This is a genomic window from Mucilaginibacter sp. KACC 22063 (assembly GCF_028736115.1).
Classification (GTDB): domain Bacteria; phylum Bacteroidota; class Bacteroidia; order Sphingobacteriales; family Sphingobacteriaceae; genus Mucilaginibacter.
The window spans coordinates 2844579-2861631 of the sequence record NZ_CP117877.1 but is presented as its reverse complement, the minus strand read 5'-3'; the positions used below and the strand labels follow the sequence as shown (position 1 = coordinate 2861631).

The window sequence follows — 17053 nt, the reverse complement described above, 5'->3', positions numbered from 1 at the left end:
AAATTATCTAAAAAGGTCTCTTAACAGTTTGCTGGTTCATAAATGTTTGTAAACGTATTGTTGCGATATAGCTTTTTTGAAAGTTAATGGACTGATTTAGATTAAAAGGTGTTGGGCCTTTATAGCCATGCTGTAAGGGATTGTAACTATATATCAAATTGTTATCTATCAAAAGTTCATAAGCCGGGAATTTATTGTGCGTACCTTCAATTATTACAAGAACAGTATTACCCCGTTTAATTAATTTAATCTTTAAACTTAGATCTATGTTTGGAGACAGTGGTTCAAGATAGGGATATCCTGCACTTCCTGAGACATCAATAATTGTTGTATCACATAAGGCAGAGGCAGGTGTACCGGCCGCTGCGAAATAAGGACCCGTTATATCATTCTTTAGTTTTATATCCGTTGCAAGTTCTGTTGATCTTTCAGGTAATGAAGCCTTGAAAAAGCCTTTCCACTTATTACCATGTGCCACGAAGTTTCCAGCATGAACAAGTTGTTCGTAACCTATCCCAGCCGTAATACATCGGCTCAAGTCGGAGTGTTGAGTATATACCGGGCGTTTAGGGTTGTGCTTGTCGAAAAATATAGATTTAGCATCAAATTGAGTAAACCTTCCAACCTTTGTAAGATCAATATTACCCTCAAGTTTTAAACGCGCTGTATGAGTTTTATGATTTTTGTTATGAAAGGCAGCATCGTCTGTTGCAAAAAATCTTTTTAATAAAGTACCAGTTACTGGTTCGGGTATCCAATTACAGCCATACATATTAGCAGTCATTAAATTGCTTTTGAACTCAGTGTAATTTACCATAAGGTCCGGACTGAAGCGAGGGTCACCTTCAAAATAGGAAATAAGCGGTTTCCCTAAGTTGTATGGTATGTATGCCTGGAAAGTGATGTTAACAGCATCCATAAATTCGTCAATTATTTAGGCTATCTAATTTTGCGTCTATCTTAATTTTTGACAATGAATCGGGTTCATTAAAAGTTTTTGGCTTAAAAAACTTCGAGAACCTTTTAGTAAGGATATAAATCTGATAGTTTTTTGTAAAGTCAACTATATATGCATTAGTTTTAGTAGTATCATTATTTATTGGATCTGCCGATTTAATAGGGATCGTACTATTTAAATCATTACTGTAATGAATTAGTGTTCCATCTAATTGTGAACCAATATATTCTGGTACCGTAAATGAAGTTTTAGCAATACCGTTAGAGTTAACCTTTATAACCCGGTAGCCATCTTTCCATTGTTTGTTACTTTGTTTAGTATCGCCATAACCTACTACTATAATTCCTTCATAATTTTCAGGAACGATGATCATTTGTTTAAATGATCTGTTATAATATAATTCTACAGAAAGCAATGCAAGTAATGGCAGCAATACAAAAAATACAGTTAAGATATTTTGCATAGTAGCGCTGACCCGTGATGGTATTTTGTGCTGCTGATATACATATTTTGCAATATAATAGTAGATAAGCAATAGTAAGCCTGCAATACCTACCCAAAAGAAATTGAAAAAAACGAAGCTAAGTGCGCATGCAATACCAAAAACAATATAATAAATAGCAATATTTCTTAGCCTCTTCATGGTCATAACAGTAATAATGGTAAGATTTAGTGTTATAACTAAACAATCAGTATAATTGTTCAAAACAATATAATGATGAATCAATACTTAATTACCGCATACGATCACATAGATACCGAAGCTTTAACACGCCGGTTAAATGTAAGGCCACATCATTTAGATGCTGCAAAGAAATTGAAAGAGAGTGGCAACTTTATTAAAGCCGGAGCTATGTTAAATCAGGATGGAAATATGATTGGTTCGGTAATGATGATGCAGTTTGAATCTGAAGAAGCCCTGAATGCCTGGTTACAGGATGAGCCATATATCACTCAAAAAGTTTGGGAAACGGTAGATGTAAAGCCAATCAGGGTTGCGGATCTGTAATTCGATAACCAGTTGATTTGTCAATCAGCACACTTAAAGATCACAAGTAAATTGACAAATCAACTGATCTAAATTACATTTTTACTGCAGTGTCTTTCTTGGTAGTATCATGTGCTGCTGAATCCATTCCCTGTGCTTGGGTGGCGGTTGCCGCCGCCGAATCGCGTGCCTGCGTATCTAACATGGTAGAGTCTGATTTTTCGCCGGAAGCGCCGCCTTTGCAACCAAAGGCAGTCATACTACCTGCTACCAGTATTGCTGCTATTAATGTTTTGCTTTTCATAAGTTTTGTTTTAGTTCTGTTACTTGTTTGTCAACTGTCATATTACAGTTGCCCTTATCCTTTTCTTAAACATTATTTTTGATTTGGATGTTTCAAATCTTAAATAATAAAATGATGAGCAACGGACAATTGAAAAAGGAATTTACAATAGGGGGCGATCTTACCGTTAACCGTTTGGGTTACGGTGCCATGCGCATTACAGGTAAAGGGATATGGGGGCCACCGGAAGATCATGATGAGGCGATCCGTGTTTTAAAATGTTTAGTAGAACTTGATGTAAACTTTATAGATACAGCAGACAGTTATGGTCCAAATGTCTCGGAAGAATTAATAGCCGAAGCCTTGTATCCATATCCGGAAGGGTTAGTAATTGCAACCAAGGGTGGTTTATTACGTACCGGCCCAGACCAATGGCCTGTTGATGCCAGCCCTGAACATTTAAAAGAAGCTTTGGAAGGCAGCCTGAAACGCCTTAAAGTAGATACGATAGATTTATACCAACTACATCGCATTGACCCTAAGGTACCTGCCGAAAAAACATTTGAGTTTTTAAAACAGGCGCAGCAGGAAGGTAAAATAAACCACATTGGCTTATCTGAAGTAAGTGTTGATGATATTAAAAATGCGCAGAAATACTTTGAGGTAGTATCTGTACAAAACATGTATAGCGTTGATAACCGTAAATGGGAATCTGTGCTTGAGTACTGTAAAGAACAGAACATCGCGTTTATTCCGTGGTACCCGCTGAGTGGCGGTAATGTGGAGGCCTTAGACAAACTTAAGCAGGTAGCCGAAAAGCATAATGCAACCATACAACAAATTGCTTTAAGCTGGTTACTGCACCATGCCGATAACATTTTACTGATCCCCGGAACATCAAAAGTGGCGCATTTGGAAGATAACCTGAAGACAGCGAACATTGAGTTGACTGAAGAAGATATGGAACTGCTGAACGGCATTTCGCAATAATTCGCAAAAAATTAAAGCCCTGAGATAATCAGGGCTTTAATTTTTTATATCAGAGCGTAAGCTCTTCATACGCAGCCTGCAAACTGCGCTGTATGCCATCGCCCTTCCACTCGTCAATCCCCGGAATGGCTGTTGCCGATAAGATATCATTCCTGGTTTTACCCGCATCAATCTCCTTTTGTACAAATACTACCAGTTGCTCCATATAATTCTGCATGGCTTTGATATCTTCCATGGTGCCGGTCACTTTTTCAGGATCATAGGCATGGCCAAATACAAATAGAGTGTCTTTATCAAACTGCTTTTGCGCTTTCTCAAGCACTTTAGCCCAGTTTACCACAGAAGCACCGGCTTTATTATCAATGAAAGGATAACGGCGGTTAAACACCAGGTCGCCGGTGTGTACAATATTGGCTTCTTCAAAGTGGATCATGCTATCGCCATTGGTATGGCCCGGTCCCCAGTAGTAGGTTTTGATCTTTTCGTCGCCTATCTTAATTTTCCAGTTTTTGGTATAGGTAATATCAGGATATAGTTGCTTGTCTTCAGTTTTTTGATCCTGTGCTACTGCCTTTTGGTTTTTTAACGAATTTTCATGGGCAACCACATGCTTCACCAAACCCTTAAAGCTAATGTTGCCACTGGTATGGTCGCCATGATGATGGGTATTGATCAAATATCGAAATGGCTGATCAGACAGGTTTTTTAATTCGCAGATCAAATCTCCGGCAGGGGCAGGGAATTCGGCATCTACTACCACAATGCCTTCGTTATTGGCCAGCCAGGCGATTGTGCCGCCTTGTTCGGCGAACATGCCCACATTACGGCGCAGTGGTTTAAACTGATAAGAATTAGGAGCAAGGGCAGCAAATGCCTTACTGCGCGACAAAGCTAATGCAGCAAGCGAAAAAGCTGTTCCTGATATAAAGTGACGGCGTTTCATAGTCGGTTAGATTGTATAAATGTGCCATTAAAAAATAGCCCGATAAAGTTATTAAAAATTGATAAACGCGAATATTGTTTGCCGCTTATGCTTAGCTTTATGACACTAATTTTAAACCAATATGAGAAACTACCTAACTTTACTATTTTTAATAGTATGCAGCAGCGCTATTGCGCAACAATTACCTACCCGCTGGGACGAACTTAGCGCACCCGAATGGCCCGCCGCACTTGAAAAATCAGCACGCACCTGTATACTGCCTATCGGCATTTTGGAAAAACATGGTCCGCATGCGCCGCTCGGTAACGACCTGATCCATGTACGTGAAATTGCAGCCCGGGTAACCAAAAATGAATATGCCGTGATTTTCCCCGATTACTTTTACGGGCAGATCAATGAGGCGCGCCATCAGCCGGGTACATTTGCCTTACCATCAAACCTGATATTGGATCTGTTACAAGCCACCTGCGACGAAATTGCACGCAACGGTTTTAATAAGATCATCATATTGAACGGGCATGGCGGTAACCCGGAGTTTATTAAATTCTTTATGCAGTCGTTACTGAATAAGCGCCATGATTATGCCGTTTACTTTTATACACCGGGCAATGATGCCGATTATCAGAAAGAAAACCAGAAGCTGCGTAAAACCCCGCCATCTACAGATCTGCACGCCGGCGAAAGCGAAACTTCAACCATGCTATACCTGCGGCCCGACCTGATCCATCCGGAAAAAGGTACCCAACAATCAGGTGCAGACCAGAAACGATTAAACTTAACCAATTTATACACGCCGATATGGTGGTATGCTTCGTACCCAAATCATTATGCAGGCCAGGGCGATAAAGCCACTAAAGAACTCGGCAAGCTGATTGTAGACCATGAAATAACAGGATTTACCAACGCGCTTAAACAAGTGAAAGCCGATACCCAAACGCTGAAACTGCAGGAGGAATTTTATAACAGGGTGGATAGTGTAGGGAAGAGGTAGTGAGTTGATAGATAATAGTTGATGTTTTTTGCTTTAGCAGCGACGGATATACCATAAACGATGAACTATCGACGATAGACTATTTTATTATCTTTGCTCCACTTTAAATTTTTATAATGACAGCGCAGGAAATACGCCAGGCTTTTTTAGATTTTTTTGCTTCGAAAGGACATACCATTGTGCCATCGGCACCCATAGTAGTTAAAAACGACCCTACTTTAATGTTCACTAATGCTGGCATGAACCAGTTTAAAGACATTTTTTTGGGAGAAGCCCCTGCGAAATTTCCGCGCGTAGCTGATACACAACGTTGCCTGCGCGTTTCTGGTAAGCATAACGACCTGGAAGAGGTGGGTATTGATACCTATCACCATACCATGTTTGAGATGCTGGGTAACTGGAGCTTTGGCGACTATTTTAAGAAAGATGCGATTGCATGGAGCTGGGAACTGCTAACCGAAGTTTATAAACTGCCTGCCGACCGACTGTACGTAACTTATTTTGAAGGGGACGAAAAAGAAGGCCTGGAGAAAGATCAGGAAGCATACGATCTGTGGAAGCAGTATGTAGCAGAAGACCATATTTTGCCCGGGAACAAGAAAGATAACTTTTGGGAAATGGGCGAAACAGGCCCCTGCGGCCCGTGTTCTGAAATCCATTTCGATGGCAGGACGGATGAAGAACGTGCTGCAACTTCGGGTGCCACATTGGTAAATGCCGATGACCCGAATGTAATTGAGATATGGAACAACGTATTTATGCAGTTTAACCGCCTGGCTAACGGATCGCTGCAACCGCTTCCGGCTAAGCATGTGGATACCGGTATGGGTTTCGAGCGATTGGTACGTGTGCTGCAAGGCAAAACATCCAACTACGATACCGACGTTTTCCAGCCTTTAATACAGTTCATCGCTGAGAAATCAGGGAAAGTATACGACAGGGAAGCCATCCCTACCGGGAAGGGTGAGGCTTTAAATGCCTGGAATGATGCCGTAGCCATGCGTGTTATGGCCGACCATATACGTGCGATCAGCTTTGCCATTGCGGATGGTCAGCTACCATCGAACAATAAAGCAGGGTACGTAATACGCCGTATTTTACGCCGCGCTGTGCGTTATGCTTACCAGTACTTAGGCTTCAAAGAACCATTTTTAAATCAACTGGTGCCTTTATTGGCCGAACAGTTTAAAGGTGTGTTTGATGAGCTTTACTCACAAAAAGACTTTGTGCAAAAGGTGGTGTTGGAGGAAGAAAATTCTTTCTTACGTACGCTTGAAAAAGGCATCAACTTGTTTGAGAACCATATCAGTAAATTTGATTCAGTAACATCGCTGAATGAAGTAAATCTTGGCGAAATATCGGGTGAGTTTGCTTTTGAGTTATATGACACTTATGGCTTTCCGATAGATCTAACTGAATTAATGGCACGTGAAAGAAGCCTTACTGTTAACATGGAAGGTTTTGAAGCCGAGCTTTTAAAGCAGAAAAACCGCTCACGCCTGGCTACGGCAATTGATACCGGAGATTGGGTAATGGTGAGCGCCGACAGGCCAACGCATTTTGTTGGTTATGATCTGTTTCAAACGGAGACAAAAATTATCAAATACCGCAAGGTAACTGCAAAAGGGAAAGAACAGTACCAAATTGTATTGGCCGAAACCCCTTTTTACGCCGAAGGCGGCGGTCAGGTAGGCGATACCGGCGTGTTGAGCCCCGAGCGGTATAAGAACATGGAGAGCCAGAATTCTGAGGATTTTGAGCCCATTACCATTACCGATACTCAAAAAGAGAATGGTGTAATTGTACATTATACAGACAGGATTAACCCCAACATTGACCTCAGCAGTACTTTTTACGTGTCGATTGACCCGGGTAAACGTATGCTTACCGAGAGTAACCACTCGGCTACGCACTTAATGCATGCTGCACTAAAGCAGGTACTTGGCGATCATGTTGCCCAAAAAGGTTCACTGGTGAATCCTGATTACCTGCGTTTCGATTTTTCGCATTTCAGCAAAATTGATGACAACGACCTGGAGGCCATAGAGCGCATCGTTAATCAAAAGATCCGTGAAGCTATTCCGCTGAAGGAAGAGCGTAACGTTTATTTTAAGGATGCGATAGACCGTGGCGTTACAGCACTCTTTGGTGAAAAGTACGGCGACTATGTGCGTGTCATCACATTCGATGAAAACTTTTCGCAGGAACTTTGCGGTGGTACGCATGTGAAAAATACCGGCAACATAGGTTTCTTCAAAATTATGTCTGAAAGTGCTGTAGCTTCAGGCGTTCGCCGTATTGAGGCTATTACCGGCGTTATTGCCGAAAATTACCTGAGCGACCAAAGTAAGCTGATTAAACAGTTGCGTGAGGTTTTAAAGAACCCTAAAGATGTGATGGTAAGCGTTGAAGGCCTTATTGAAGAAAATAATAAGCTGAAGAAAGAGGCAAGTAAGAATTTACAGGCAAAGGCATCCGGACTAAAAACCGAAATTGCTGCTAAGGTGCAAAACATCAATGGTATCAACTTTATTGCCGAAAAGGTAGAATTGCCTAACGCCGATGCGGTAAAAACGTTGGCCTATCAACTGAAAGATATAGTTTCTGATCTGTTCCTGGTATTAGCTGCTGATTTTGAAGGCAAGCCCGGTTTAACCGTTATGCTGTCAGAAAATCTGGTGAAAGATAAAGGCTTAAATGCAGGTACCATCGTACGGGAACTGGCTAAAGAAATTCAGGGCGGCGGCGGCGGTCAGCCGTTTTTTGCTACCGCTGGCGGTAAAGACGTAAGCGGGCTTGACAGGGCTTTAACTAAGGCATCAGCATACATTAAATAGTTTTGACATATTGAATATTGAAAGCAGCGGCAACACCGCTGCTTTTTTTGTTAGGTGTTGTTTCACTTTGATTGCAATATGCGTATATGCTTAAAATCCTATCCCTAATGAACTATTTGAAATGTTTTATTGCAATAGCCCTGCTTACCCTTTCGGCCTGTAAAAAGGAGAAACTGCAAAGCTCGGGTTCTATAGTTGGTCAATGGCGCTTAAACGCACATTATGAAACCACCATAGCCGGCACCAGGCGCACGGCAGCCAATCAATCTGATCTTACAATTATTAAGTTTACCGATACGCAGTATATACAGTCGCAAAAAGGACAGGTTATAGAAAGCGGCAATTATCAGTTAGCCAAAAATTACAATTTTTACGACGATTACCATGCCGATGCCCTGCTGGTGAATAACGTTGTAAAAGGTGTATATGCCATAAAACGTGGTAATCAGGATACGCTTTCCATCTCAATGCCATTTTTTGCAGTAGATGCGGGTGCCTCTGATGAATATGTAAGGATCAGTAACTGATGGTATTATTCCTACCTCTAACATCAGTAACCGAATTAATCCACACTTATCAAACTTTTCAACACCGCACGTAATTACAGGCCAACACCTTAACTTTACAGATTAATATTTTATAAAGGATTGGCAAAGAACGCTACGAAAGAAACGCCGCTGATGCAGCAGTACAACCAGATCAAGGGTAAATACCCTGGTGCGTTATTGTTGTTTCGTGTGGGTGATTTCTATGAAACTTTTGGGGAGGATGCCATAAAGGCGGCAGGGATTTTAGGCATTGTGTTAACCAGAAGGGCTAATGGCACTGCTACGCATATTGAACTGGCCGGGTTTCCGCATCATTCGCTCGAAACTTATTTGCCAAAACTGGTACGTGCCGGTCAGCGTGTGGCTATTTGCGATCAACTCGAAGACCCTAAAACAACAAAAACTATTGTTAAGCGGGGTGTTACCGAACTGGTTACGCCCGGTGTTGCTGTTAGCGATAACATTCTTCAGCAAAAACGTAACAACTACCTCGCTTCTATATATTTCGAAAAGCAAAGTGCAGGTATTGCCTTAATTGATATTTCAACAGGCGAGTTTCTTACGGCGCAAGGTAACCTGGGTTATATCGACAAGCTGCTGCAAAGCTTTTCGCCAAGCGAGGTGATTTATCCTAAAACACGCCGCAGTGATTTCAGCGATGCTTTTGGCGACAGGTTTTATACCTACATGCTTGACGAGTGGCCCTATACCGGCGACTACGCACAGGAAACCCTGCTGAAACATTTTGGTGTAAAGTCGCTTAAAGGCTTTGGCATCGATAAACTGAATTTAGGTATTGTTGCAGCCGGTGTGGCGCTGCATTATTTAAATGAAACCGAGCATCGTAACTTACAGCATATTTCCGGTATCTCCCGTATTGAGGAAGAACGCTATTTGTGGCTCGACAGGTTCAGCATTCGCAACCTCGAACTGGTAGGTTCGGCTAATGAAAATGCGATTACCCTTGCCGATGTGCTGGATCACACCTGCTCGCCAATGGGCGCACGTTTACTACGCCGCTGGATAGTGATGCCGTTAAAAGACATTAAGCCGATTACCGACCGCCTGAATGTAGTAGAACACCTGATGGCTTTTAGTGAGCTGCGCGATGACCTGCAACAGCACATTAGGCAAATTGGCGACCTGGAGAGGCTGATCTCTAAAATAGGATTGCAGAAGGCCAACCCGCGTGAGGTTTGCCAGCTAAAAAAAGCACTATCGGCAATAGATCAGATCAAAAAAATCACAGATCAGGCCGAGAATGTTCCGCTAAAGGCCATCAGCGATCAGCTTAATCCCTGTACTTTTATTTGCGAAAAAATAGGGCAGGAGCTGAACAGCGAGCCGCCTGTTTTAATTGCCAAAGGCGGCGTTATGGCCGAAGGCATTAACGAAGAGCTTGACCGCTTGCGTAAGATAGCTTTTGGCGGCAAGGGATATCTTTTAGAGATTCAAAAACGGGAAGCGGAGCAAACGGGCATACCCTCATTAAAGGTTGCTTTTAATAATGTATTCGGTTACTACCTGGAAGTAACGCATGCACATCGCGATAAAGTGCCTGCCGATTGGATACGCAAGCAAACCTTGGTAAATGCCGAGCGATACATTACCCCGGAGCTTAAAGAATACGAAGAGCAGATACTTGGTGCCGAAGAAAAGATACTGGCTTTAGAAACCAAGCTGTATAATGAACTGCTTTATGCCCTGGCAGAATACATTAAGCCTATTCAGCTGAATGCACAACTGATAGCACGGTTAGATGTACTGCTGAACTTTGCTACTATATCTGAAAAGAACTATTACGTTAAGCCGCAGATCAACGACAGCCGCGTGATTGATATTAAAGGCGGCCGCCACCCGGTTATAGAAAAGAATTTGCCGCCGGGTGAAGCATACATTACCAATGATGTTTACCTCGATTCGGAAACGCAGCAGATCATCATTATTACCGGTCCCAACATGGCGGGTAAGTCTGCCTTGTTACGCCAAACCGGCCTTATTGTGTTAATGGCACAGATGGGCTGTTTTGTTCCTGCTAAAGAGGCGGCTATTGGCGTAGTGGATAAGATTTTTACCAGAGTTGGCGCATCCGATAATCTATCATCGGGCGAATCTACCTTCATGGTGGAAATGAATGAGACGGCCAGCATCCTGAACAATATTTCAGACCGCAGCCTGATCCTGCTTGACGAGATCGGCCGGGGTACCTCCACTTACGATGGTATTTCCATTGCATGGGCCATTGCCGAATACCTGCACAATCATCCGTCGGCTAAGGCTAAAACGCTTTTTGCCACGCACTACCACGAATTAAATGAGCTGAGCAACTCTTTTAACCGCATCAAAAACTTTAATGTCACAGTTAAGGAAGTTGGTCACCAGATCATCTTCCTGCGCAAGCTTGTACCCGGTGGCAGCGAACACAGCTTCGGCATCCATGTGGCTAAGCTAGCAGGTATGCCACCTAAAGTTTTATCACGTGCGCACGAAATTTTGAAGAAACTAGAGCATGAGCGTACCGGCGGCGAACATATTAAAGAAAGCATTAAAAAAGTACAAAAGCAGGCCCTTCAATTACAGATGTTCTCGATAGATGATCCTGTACTGGTAAAAATTCGCGATACCCTGAATAACCTTGATGTAAATACCCTTACACCTGTTGAGGCCATGATGAAGCTTGACGAGATACAACGCATGCTGAAAAGCTAGTCGGACAAAAGAGGAAAAGATAAAGGAGTAATGATTCGAAATTTATTTCTTTTGTCTTAATATCTTTCTTCAAACGATTATGTTGATATGTTAATAATATTCGTTTTAGTGTAATTGTATTGCCTTTTAATTTTACTTTCATGATCAAACGCCTGCCTCGTTTTGCCATATTATTTGTAGCTACGCTGCTTTTATTTGCATCCTGTAAATCTAAAAAAGCCGTACTGAAAGGCAGTCCGGGAGAAGTTGTTAAGCCGCAGGGATTTATAGCCGAAAAATATGCCGGAATAATGGGCGTTGATAAAGACGCCATACAAAACGGCCGTTTATATAATTTTATTGAGGAGTGGACAGGCACGCCATACCGCTTTGGCGGGCTGGATAAAAATGGGGTCGATTGCTCTGGTCTGGCTTATTTGCTTGAGCAGCAGGTGTATGGCATCAATATTCCGCGGATCACCAGTCAGCAGATCAATGTAATTAAACGTAAATATGAAGACGAATTGCAGGAAGGTGACTTGGTGTTTTTCGACTTTGACGGTAAGAAATTCAGCCACGTAGGGATATACCTGCAAAACGGGTATGTAGTGCATGCCAGCAGCCGCAAAGGGGTAATGATCATCCGGCTACATGACCCATCCATGTATAAATATTTCTCACGTGCAGGTTCCATTAACCTGCAAACCGATGCATCCGCAATGGTTACTAATCCGCAGGAACAATAAGCTGAACGCTACTTTTTCTTTACCAATACCATTTTATAATGGTCGGCCTCTTCTGCCGACTGATAAAAGTCGACCAGTTCGCTGTACTCATCCTTACTATACGTACCGTCTTTAAGTTGAAACTTACGGGTGTATACCAATTGGTTTCCGTTCAGGCTTACGTTAGCGCTGTAGCTGCCAAAATCTTTTTTGATGCTTAGGCTTAGCAATTTTTTGTCGGGTTCATATCCCTCGGGAATGGTATAAACTATTTTATCAATATCGGTATAACCGCGATTAATATAAACAGGCTGTGTGCGGTTAACCAGTTCCCTTAACGTACCGGCCCTGTTAGTAGGGTTAACAATAAAAATAAGCTTATCATCTTCTGTCATGCCATATTCAGGCGCTTCAAACTGTACAGCCTCTTTCATTTCCGGCTGATATTTTGGTTCGTCTTTCAGCTGATAACTTTTCACTTCCATATTATTAATAGGATAGATGCGCTGCACAGCCTTAGCCTGCTCCCTAAAAGGTTCATCTACATATTCGCGGCGGTTATTATATTGTGAGCCGCTAAAAGTGGTTAGCATTTTTCCTGTCAATGTTCCGTCTGCGGCAATAGTAACATCAGCTGTACGGCTCTCTATATTTTGCTCGGTTGTATATTTAGGGGTGTGCAACAATCTTCCGCCTTCGGGCGTACAGGCAAGTACTGTGCGGTCGTCAGTGAAACTGCCTAAATAACCAAATGGGATCTTTTGATTGGTACACTCCAGCCAGGTCGTATCATTTTTAAAGGGCAGGCATAAAATAACATGGTTACCCTGGTCCATGCTGGCAAAATCCTTTTTCATGCTGATCTTGCTGTTACCGGCTTCAACCACACAATACCACGAGTTAATGCCAACAGCTTTCAGTAAAGCCTGGGTATAATTTACAAGGCCTTTGCAGTCGCCGTAACCAAGCTGGTCAACATCGGTAGCTGGGAAAGGCTGATACCCGCCAATGCCTATCTGGATACTTACATAACGCGTTTTATGCTGCATGTATTCATATATCGCTTTTGCTTTCAGCTTTGGATCTGTAATGTTAGCGGTAAGCTCTTTCATCTGTTCAACCGTGGCCAATGATAGCTTTTGCCTGTCGACCAAAAGTTTCTCATAGTTCCATTTGCCAAGTTCTTCCCAATTGGTAAAACTGCCCGGGATGCCGCCATATACAAAATGTTGCGGCACAACACGTACGCTTGTAATGTAATTACTCATGATCGGGCTGTACGGTTCATCGCGATATGCTTTAATATTGGCAGCTCGCCAGGTATAAGTTTTCAGTCCCTTATCAGTTGTGCCTGTTTCAACCTGCCCTTTAAAGTTATTTTCATTGTACCTTAATGATTCATCCGCCGGGCAAATTACTTTGTATACGCTTTTTTCAACTGCCACGCCCGACTCTTCAACAGGGTACCACGGTGTAATATTAAGCGATTGGTTTGATTGTGTTTCATATTCATACACAACTGTGTAAGGGTAGGTTGTTACGCTTGGATTATAATGCTTTACACGGTTATCTTCAAACAAAGAATAGTCGTCGATATAGGCCTGATCTTCAAAATTACCGGATGATATTTTGCTGATAGGTTTATTAAACTCGTCATAGATCATCCCCTTAATTGATTTGATCTTTGAACCTTTATTATACCATAACCCTAAATGAGCCGCTTCGGCACCATTGCGGTTAAGTACGGTTATGGCTTCCTTAATGTGATAGACAACCGTTTCTTTGTTCCTGATCTCAACCGTTTTCTCATAGTTGCGCATCACCGCGCTTGCATAAGGCAGCAATTCTTTTGGGATCAGGCTTGCGCTGTAATCTTCCTGTGCTTTGACACTGATGCTACCGAACAAGATCAAGGCAATAGCTAAAATCCTTCTCATAAGCCTTTTTTCAATACAATATCACCAGCATCAACCTGTATCAGCTTGTTATAAAGTTCTTTGATATACGGATATTCAGCTACCGTATAAACGGGCTTGTTAAACTGCAGCATTTGCGAATAATTACAAACATCATCATCCTGATTCTGTGCTGCTGAAATAATTAATTTACCACCACCGTTAGGCAAAGCAAATGCCGTGTCCTTTGGCATATGTTCAAATTTGTAGCCGTGCGGCACATGCAGGGTAACCATGATCCTGCGTTCTGAAGGCATACCCATATCCACCGGATAGGTGCGATCAACCAACTTGAACGGGTTAGTGATCTGCCTGCCTAAAATGTTAGGGTTTAACATTAGCTTTTCGCCTGCTGTGTTTTTAAAAGCGTTAATTTCTACTGTATAATTCTCCACAAGTGGTTTGTCCAGGCTGTCAAGGCCGGAGATATCTGCTTTTAAAACTTTGATCTTCGACCAGCGTTCGTCACGGTTTTCAATATACTCATCAACACTGTTAAATTTCTTAATGGCTTTTCGTTGCAAATAGGCTTCGTAACCAGTGCTGATAAGTTGATAAATCCCTTTTAGTTTACCATCCGGCTGTAGCGTAAGTTCAAAGCTTAACAACTCTGATTTTTTAAATGGAGGAGTGATATCGATCCAGTAAGATGGTTTTTCAAAACTGATGACACGGCCCTGATCGTTGATACAATGCAGCGGTAACATGCCAAATCCCAGGTATGGGTCACTGGCATCAAGCATATAGCTTTTGCCATCAATATTGACCTTTGCAATTACATAATTAAAATCATCAGCAGTAGGGTATAGCCTGTTCACCAACCCATAATTCCTTGTAGCAAGTATAACCGCTTCTGTGTTGATATCTGCAGCTTTAAGTGCAGCTATTAATGCAAGATTAATATCTCCAATGCTGCCTTTGTGGTCATCAAGCGCTTTACGGATACCATCGGCACTGTACTTTCCATAGTTGTTATCCCAACGGATGTTTTTTTGGATAAAGGCATAAATCGCCTTTGCTTTTGCTATGTCGGTAGTTTGTCCTGCGATAACTCCCTTAATACGGTCTTTCATTAAACCACTGCGTTTAATCTGGCTACCGAAGTATTCATTGGTTTTTAATGAATTATCTATATCTCTCCATTCCTGCGCAACTTTTACTTTAACGCCGGTACTCAGATTCATATAATCCGTAAGCTCAAAATTAATGGCAGAAATAAAGTTCTTTCGCGCCGTCATGTATTCCTCTTCAACGAACGCCGGAATATCGGCCATTCCGAAAGTAAGTTCAGAACAATCGCACTTGGTACCACCTGCTGAAAAACAATCCCTTGTTAAATCAGACTTGTTCTTAGTAAGTTTAAAAGGTCCATGCAAAGAGATATGATAATTGTATATAGCCGGTATACTCAGGTATATTTCTGAATTTAATTTGGGTATATCATCCTGAAATTCCCAGCGTGGGATATTATGGATGTATGGACTTTCAACGGTGTATTTGTATTCAATGATACATCCTTTACGCAGGTTGGGCATATCAAACTTTACACCCTCAAAGTGTTTGCTTTCGTTGATATAAAATACCTTTTTAGGATCGAGTTCTGCTGTGTGGACAATACCGTTTTCATCGGCATAGGTGGTGATGCCTTTGATATCTCTTGCAATTTCAAGGGTAGAGTTATCCGTTTTGTATAACGGGATAGCCACGTTTCCACTTGATTCAAAAGCCTTGTCGTCAAAGATCTTAATTTTTACGTGCCGCTCGGTAATCAGCAATACACGGTCTGTGCCTGTAGTGAAGTATACTTTACCAAACTCATTTAACACAAGTGCATGTGCGGTGGTGTCTTTTTGATAACGTTTCATATCCAACTCTTCGTTGGTATGTGTTCCCCAGTCAAAATCCTGGGCTAAAACTGATGAGTAACTAACAGTAATAAAAGTAATTAGGGAGAATATGTATTTAAACATGGATAAGGGTAATAAACGGTATGAAAATAATATTTTTTCCATATATCTGCTTACCACTTTTTTTAAAATTATTGTAAGTAATTAAGTAATACTTTTTTCCGATTTTTGCAGCAGAATAAATCGGAATGAAATTAAATTTAAAACGCCCGCTTGCTTTTTTCGACCTGGAAGCAACAGGTACAAACATAGGCAGCGACCGCATTGTAGAAATTGCTATTATAAAAATGCTGCCTGATGGTAGTGAAGAAGTAATAGCCCATCGGATTAATCCCGAAATGCCGATACCATACGAAAGTTCGCTGATACACGGTATTTACGACGAGCATATAGCCAATGCACCTACCTTTAAATCAATTGCACCTGATATAGCACAGTTTATCGGCGATAGTGACCTGGCTGGTTTTAACTCCAACAAGTTTGACGTGCCTATGCTAATGGAAGAATTTCTGCGTGCAGGTGTTCATTTTGATCTGGAAAACCGCCACCTGGTTGACATTCAAAACATCTTTCACCAGATGGAGCAGCGTACGCTGAAAGCTGCTTACAAATTTTACTGCGAGAAAGATATCATTAATGCACACTCTGCCGAGGCAGATACCCGTGCTACGATGGAAGTATTTTTGGCGCAGTTGGTACGCTACGAGACAACAGAATTTGAAGACAAACAGGGTAACCGCTACGTGCCTGTTGTAAACGATGTTGAAGCATTACACCATTTTACTAACCTGAACAAGGTGGTTGACTTTGCTGGCCGTATGGTATTTAATGCTGACGGGCACGAGGTATTCAATTTTGGAAAGCATAAAGGCCGTAAGGTAGAAGATGTGTTTGATATGGAGCCAAGCTATTATTCGTGGATGATGCAGGGAGATTTTCCTTTATACACTAAACGTAGGCTTGAACAGATTTACAAGCGCTGGAATGAAGCTAAAGCTGCACGCCCGAAACCTGTACAGCCACAGCAGCAAAATAAGCCGGTTGAAAATCAGCCGCAACAGCAAAGGCCTGCAGGCGAACGTACATTTAACAAGCCTTATCACCAAAATCAACAAAACAACCAGCAGTACCGTAAAAAGGAAGAACCTGCAAAGCCAGTGAACGACGACATGCTTAAAGCATTGGCCAATAAGTTTAAGAAAAGTTAATTACAAGAAAATAAGAAAAGGCTGCGATTGCA

At 41.9% G+C, this 17053-nt stretch carries 14 protein-coding genes; 8 read left to right on the top strand and 6 right to left on the bottom strand.

Annotated elements, in window-relative coordinates; all coding sequences use genetic code 11:
• Nucleotides 1-7 precede the first annotated feature (7 nt).
• Nucleotides 8-919, bottom strand: a complete 912-nt coding sequence (locus PQ461_RS12310) for a hypothetical protein (protein ID WP_274205822.1) — start codon at nt 917-919, stop codon at nt 8-10.
• A gap of 7 nt (nt 920-926) precedes the next feature.
• Nucleotides 927-1601, bottom strand: a complete 675-nt coding sequence (locus tag PQ461_RS12305) for a DUF6843 domain-containing protein (protein ID WP_274205821.1) — start codon at nt 1599-1601, stop codon at nt 927-929.
• 72 nt (nt 1602-1673) lie between these two features.
• Here PQ461_RS12305 and PQ461_RS12300 point away from each other — a divergent pair, with 72 nt between their 5' ends.
• On the top strand, nt 1674-1967 hold the full coding sequence (locus PQ461_RS12300; RefSeq protein WP_274205820.1) for a YciI family protein: 294 nt from the start codon (nt 1674-1676) through the stop codon (nt 1965-1967).
• A 73-nt stretch (nt 1968-2040) separates the two neighbouring features.
• On the opposite strand, the gene PQ461_RS12295 is transcribed toward PQ461_RS12300, so the two are convergent.
• On the bottom strand, nt 2041-2250 hold the full coding sequence (locus tag PQ461_RS12295) for a hypothetical protein (protein WP_274205819.1): 210 nt from the start codon (nt 2248-2250) through the stop codon (nt 2041-2043).
• Nucleotides 2251-2361: 111 nt separating this feature from the next.
• Between PQ461_RS12295 and PQ461_RS12290 the strand changes: the two genes are divergently transcribed.
• Nucleotides 2362-3219 (top strand): aldo/keto reductase, encoded by an 858-nt coding sequence (locus PQ461_RS12290; protein ID WP_274205818.1) that lies wholly within the window; start codon nt 2362-2364, stop codon nt 3217-3219.
• A gap of 49 nt (nt 3220-3268) precedes the next feature.
• Here the strand turns inward: PQ461_RS12290 and PQ461_RS12285 are convergent, their stop codons facing one another.
• On the bottom strand, nt 3269-4162 hold the full coding sequence (locus tag PQ461_RS12285; RefSeq protein WP_274205817.1) for an MBL fold metallo-hydrolase: 894 nt from the start codon (nt 4160-4162) through the stop codon (nt 3269-3271).
• Nucleotides 4163-4283: 121 nt separating this feature from the next.
• Here PQ461_RS12285 and PQ461_RS12280 point away from each other — a divergent pair, with 121 nt between their 5' ends.
• The 5 genes from PQ461_RS12280 to PQ461_RS12260 all read left to right on the top strand — a co-directional run bounded on the left by PQ461_RS12280 (nt 4284) and on the right by PQ461_RS12260 (nt 11972).
• Nucleotides 4284-5153 (top strand): creatininase family protein, encoded by an 870-nt coding sequence (locus tag PQ461_RS12280; protein WP_274205816.1) that lies wholly within the window; start codon nt 4284-4286, stop codon nt 5151-5153.
• A 116-nt stretch (nt 5154-5269) separates the two neighbouring features.
• The gene (gene alaS / locus PQ461_RS12275) at nt 5270-7990 is read left to right on the top strand and encodes an alanine--tRNA ligase (RefSeq protein WP_274205815.1); all 2721 of its coding nucleotides are present in this window, start codon (nt 5270-5272) and stop codon (nt 7988-7990) included.
• A gap of 107 nt (nt 7991-8097) precedes the next feature.
• Nucleotides 8098-8517: a hypothetical protein gene (locus PQ461_RS12270; RefSeq protein WP_274205814.1), complete on the top strand. Its 420-nt coding sequence runs from the start codon at nt 8098-8100 to the stop codon at nt 8515-8517.
• Between the two features lie 120 nt (nt 8518-8637).
• The gene (mutS, locus tag PQ461_RS12265) at nt 8638-11247 is read left to right on the top strand and encodes a DNA mismatch repair protein MutS (RefSeq protein ID WP_274205813.1); all 2610 of its coding nucleotides are present in this window, start codon (nt 8638-8640) and stop codon (nt 11245-11247) included.
• A 140-nt stretch (nt 11248-11387) separates the two neighbouring features.
• Nucleotides 11388-11972 carry a C40 family peptidase gene (locus tag PQ461_RS12260; RefSeq protein ID WP_274205812.1) on the top strand — a complete coding sequence of 195 codons (585 nt, stop codon included), beginning with the start codon at nt 11388-11390 and terminating at the stop codon, nt 11970-11972.
• Nucleotides 11973-11980: 8 nt separating this feature from the next.
• Here the strand turns inward: PQ461_RS12260 and PQ461_RS12255 are convergent, their stop codons facing one another.
• Together PQ461_RS12255 and PQ461_RS12250 are read right to left on the bottom strand one after the other, a co-directional pair.
• On the bottom strand, nt 11981-13888 hold the full coding sequence (locus PQ461_RS12255; protein WP_274205811.1) for a transglutaminase family protein: 1908 nt from the start codon (nt 13886-13888) through the stop codon (nt 11981-11983).
• Complete coding sequence (locus PQ461_RS12250) at nt 13885-15918, bottom strand: DUF3858 domain-containing protein (protein WP_274205810.1); 2034 nt, start codon at nt 15916-15918, stop codon at nt 13885-13887. The genes PQ461_RS12255 and PQ461_RS12250 overlap by 4 nt, the downstream gene beginning before the upstream one ends.
• 83 nt (nt 15919-16001) lie before the next feature.
• Between PQ461_RS12250 and PQ461_RS12245 the strand changes: the two genes are divergently transcribed.
• Nucleotides 16002-17021, top strand: coding sequence for a 3'-5' exonuclease (locus tag PQ461_RS12245; protein WP_274205809.1), 1020 nt, complete (start codon nt 16002-16004; stop codon nt 17019-17021).
• The last annotated feature ends 32 nt before the right edge of the window (nt 17022-17053 follow it).

What these genes read in the sequence shown, in the direction of transcription:
- PQ461_RS12250 (WP_274205810.1), bottom strand. Translation starts at nt 15,918, where the DNA reads ATGGAAAAAATATTATTTTCATACCGTTTATTACCCTTATCCATGTTT.
- PQ461_RS12280 (WP_274205816.1), top strand. Translation starts at nt 4,284, where the DNA reads ATGAGAAACTACCTAACTTTACTATTTTTAATAGTATGCAGCAGCGCT.
- PQ461_RS12305 (WP_274205821.1), bottom strand. Translation starts at nt 1,601, where the DNA reads ATGAAGAGGCTAAGAAATATTGCTATTTATTATATTGTTTTTGGTATT.
- alaS (WP_274205815.1), top strand. Translation starts at nt 5,270, where the DNA reads ATGACAGCGCAGGAAATACGCCAGGCTTTTTTAGATTTTTTTGCTTCG.
- PQ461_RS12270 (WP_274205814.1), top strand. Translation starts at nt 8,098, where the DNA reads ATGAACTATTTGAAATGTTTTATTGCAATAGCCCTGCTTACCCTTTCG.
- PQ461_RS12255 (WP_274205811.1), bottom strand. Translation starts at nt 13,888, where the DNA reads ATGAGAAGGATTTTAGCTATTGCCTTGATCTTGTTCGGTAGCATCAGT.
- PQ461_RS12310 (WP_274205822.1), bottom strand. Translation starts at nt 919, where the DNA reads ATGGATGCTGTTAACATCACTTTCCAGGCATACATACCATACAACTTA.
- PQ461_RS12300 (WP_274205820.1), top strand. Translation starts at nt 1,674, where the DNA reads ATGATGAATCAATACTTAATTACCGCATACGATCACATAGATACCGAA.
- PQ461_RS12285 (WP_274205817.1), bottom strand. Translation starts at nt 4,162, where the DNA reads ATGAAACGCCGTCACTTTATATCAGGAACAGCTTTTTCGCTTGCTGCA.
- PQ461_RS12295 (WP_274205819.1), bottom strand. Translation starts at nt 2,250, where the DNA reads ATGAAAAGCAAAACATTAATAGCAGCAATACTGGTAGCAGGTAGTATG.
- PQ461_RS12245 (WP_274205809.1), top strand. Translation starts at nt 16,002, where the DNA reads ATGAAATTAAATTTAAAACGCCCGCTTGCTTTTTTCGACCTGGAAGCA.
- PQ461_RS12260 (WP_274205812.1), top strand. Translation starts at nt 11,388, where the DNA reads ATGATCAAACGCCTGCCTCGTTTTGCCATATTATTTGTAGCTACGCTG.
- PQ461_RS12290 (WP_274205818.1), top strand. Translation starts at nt 2,362, where the DNA reads ATGATGAGCAACGGACAATTGAAAAAGGAATTTACAATAGGGGGCGAT.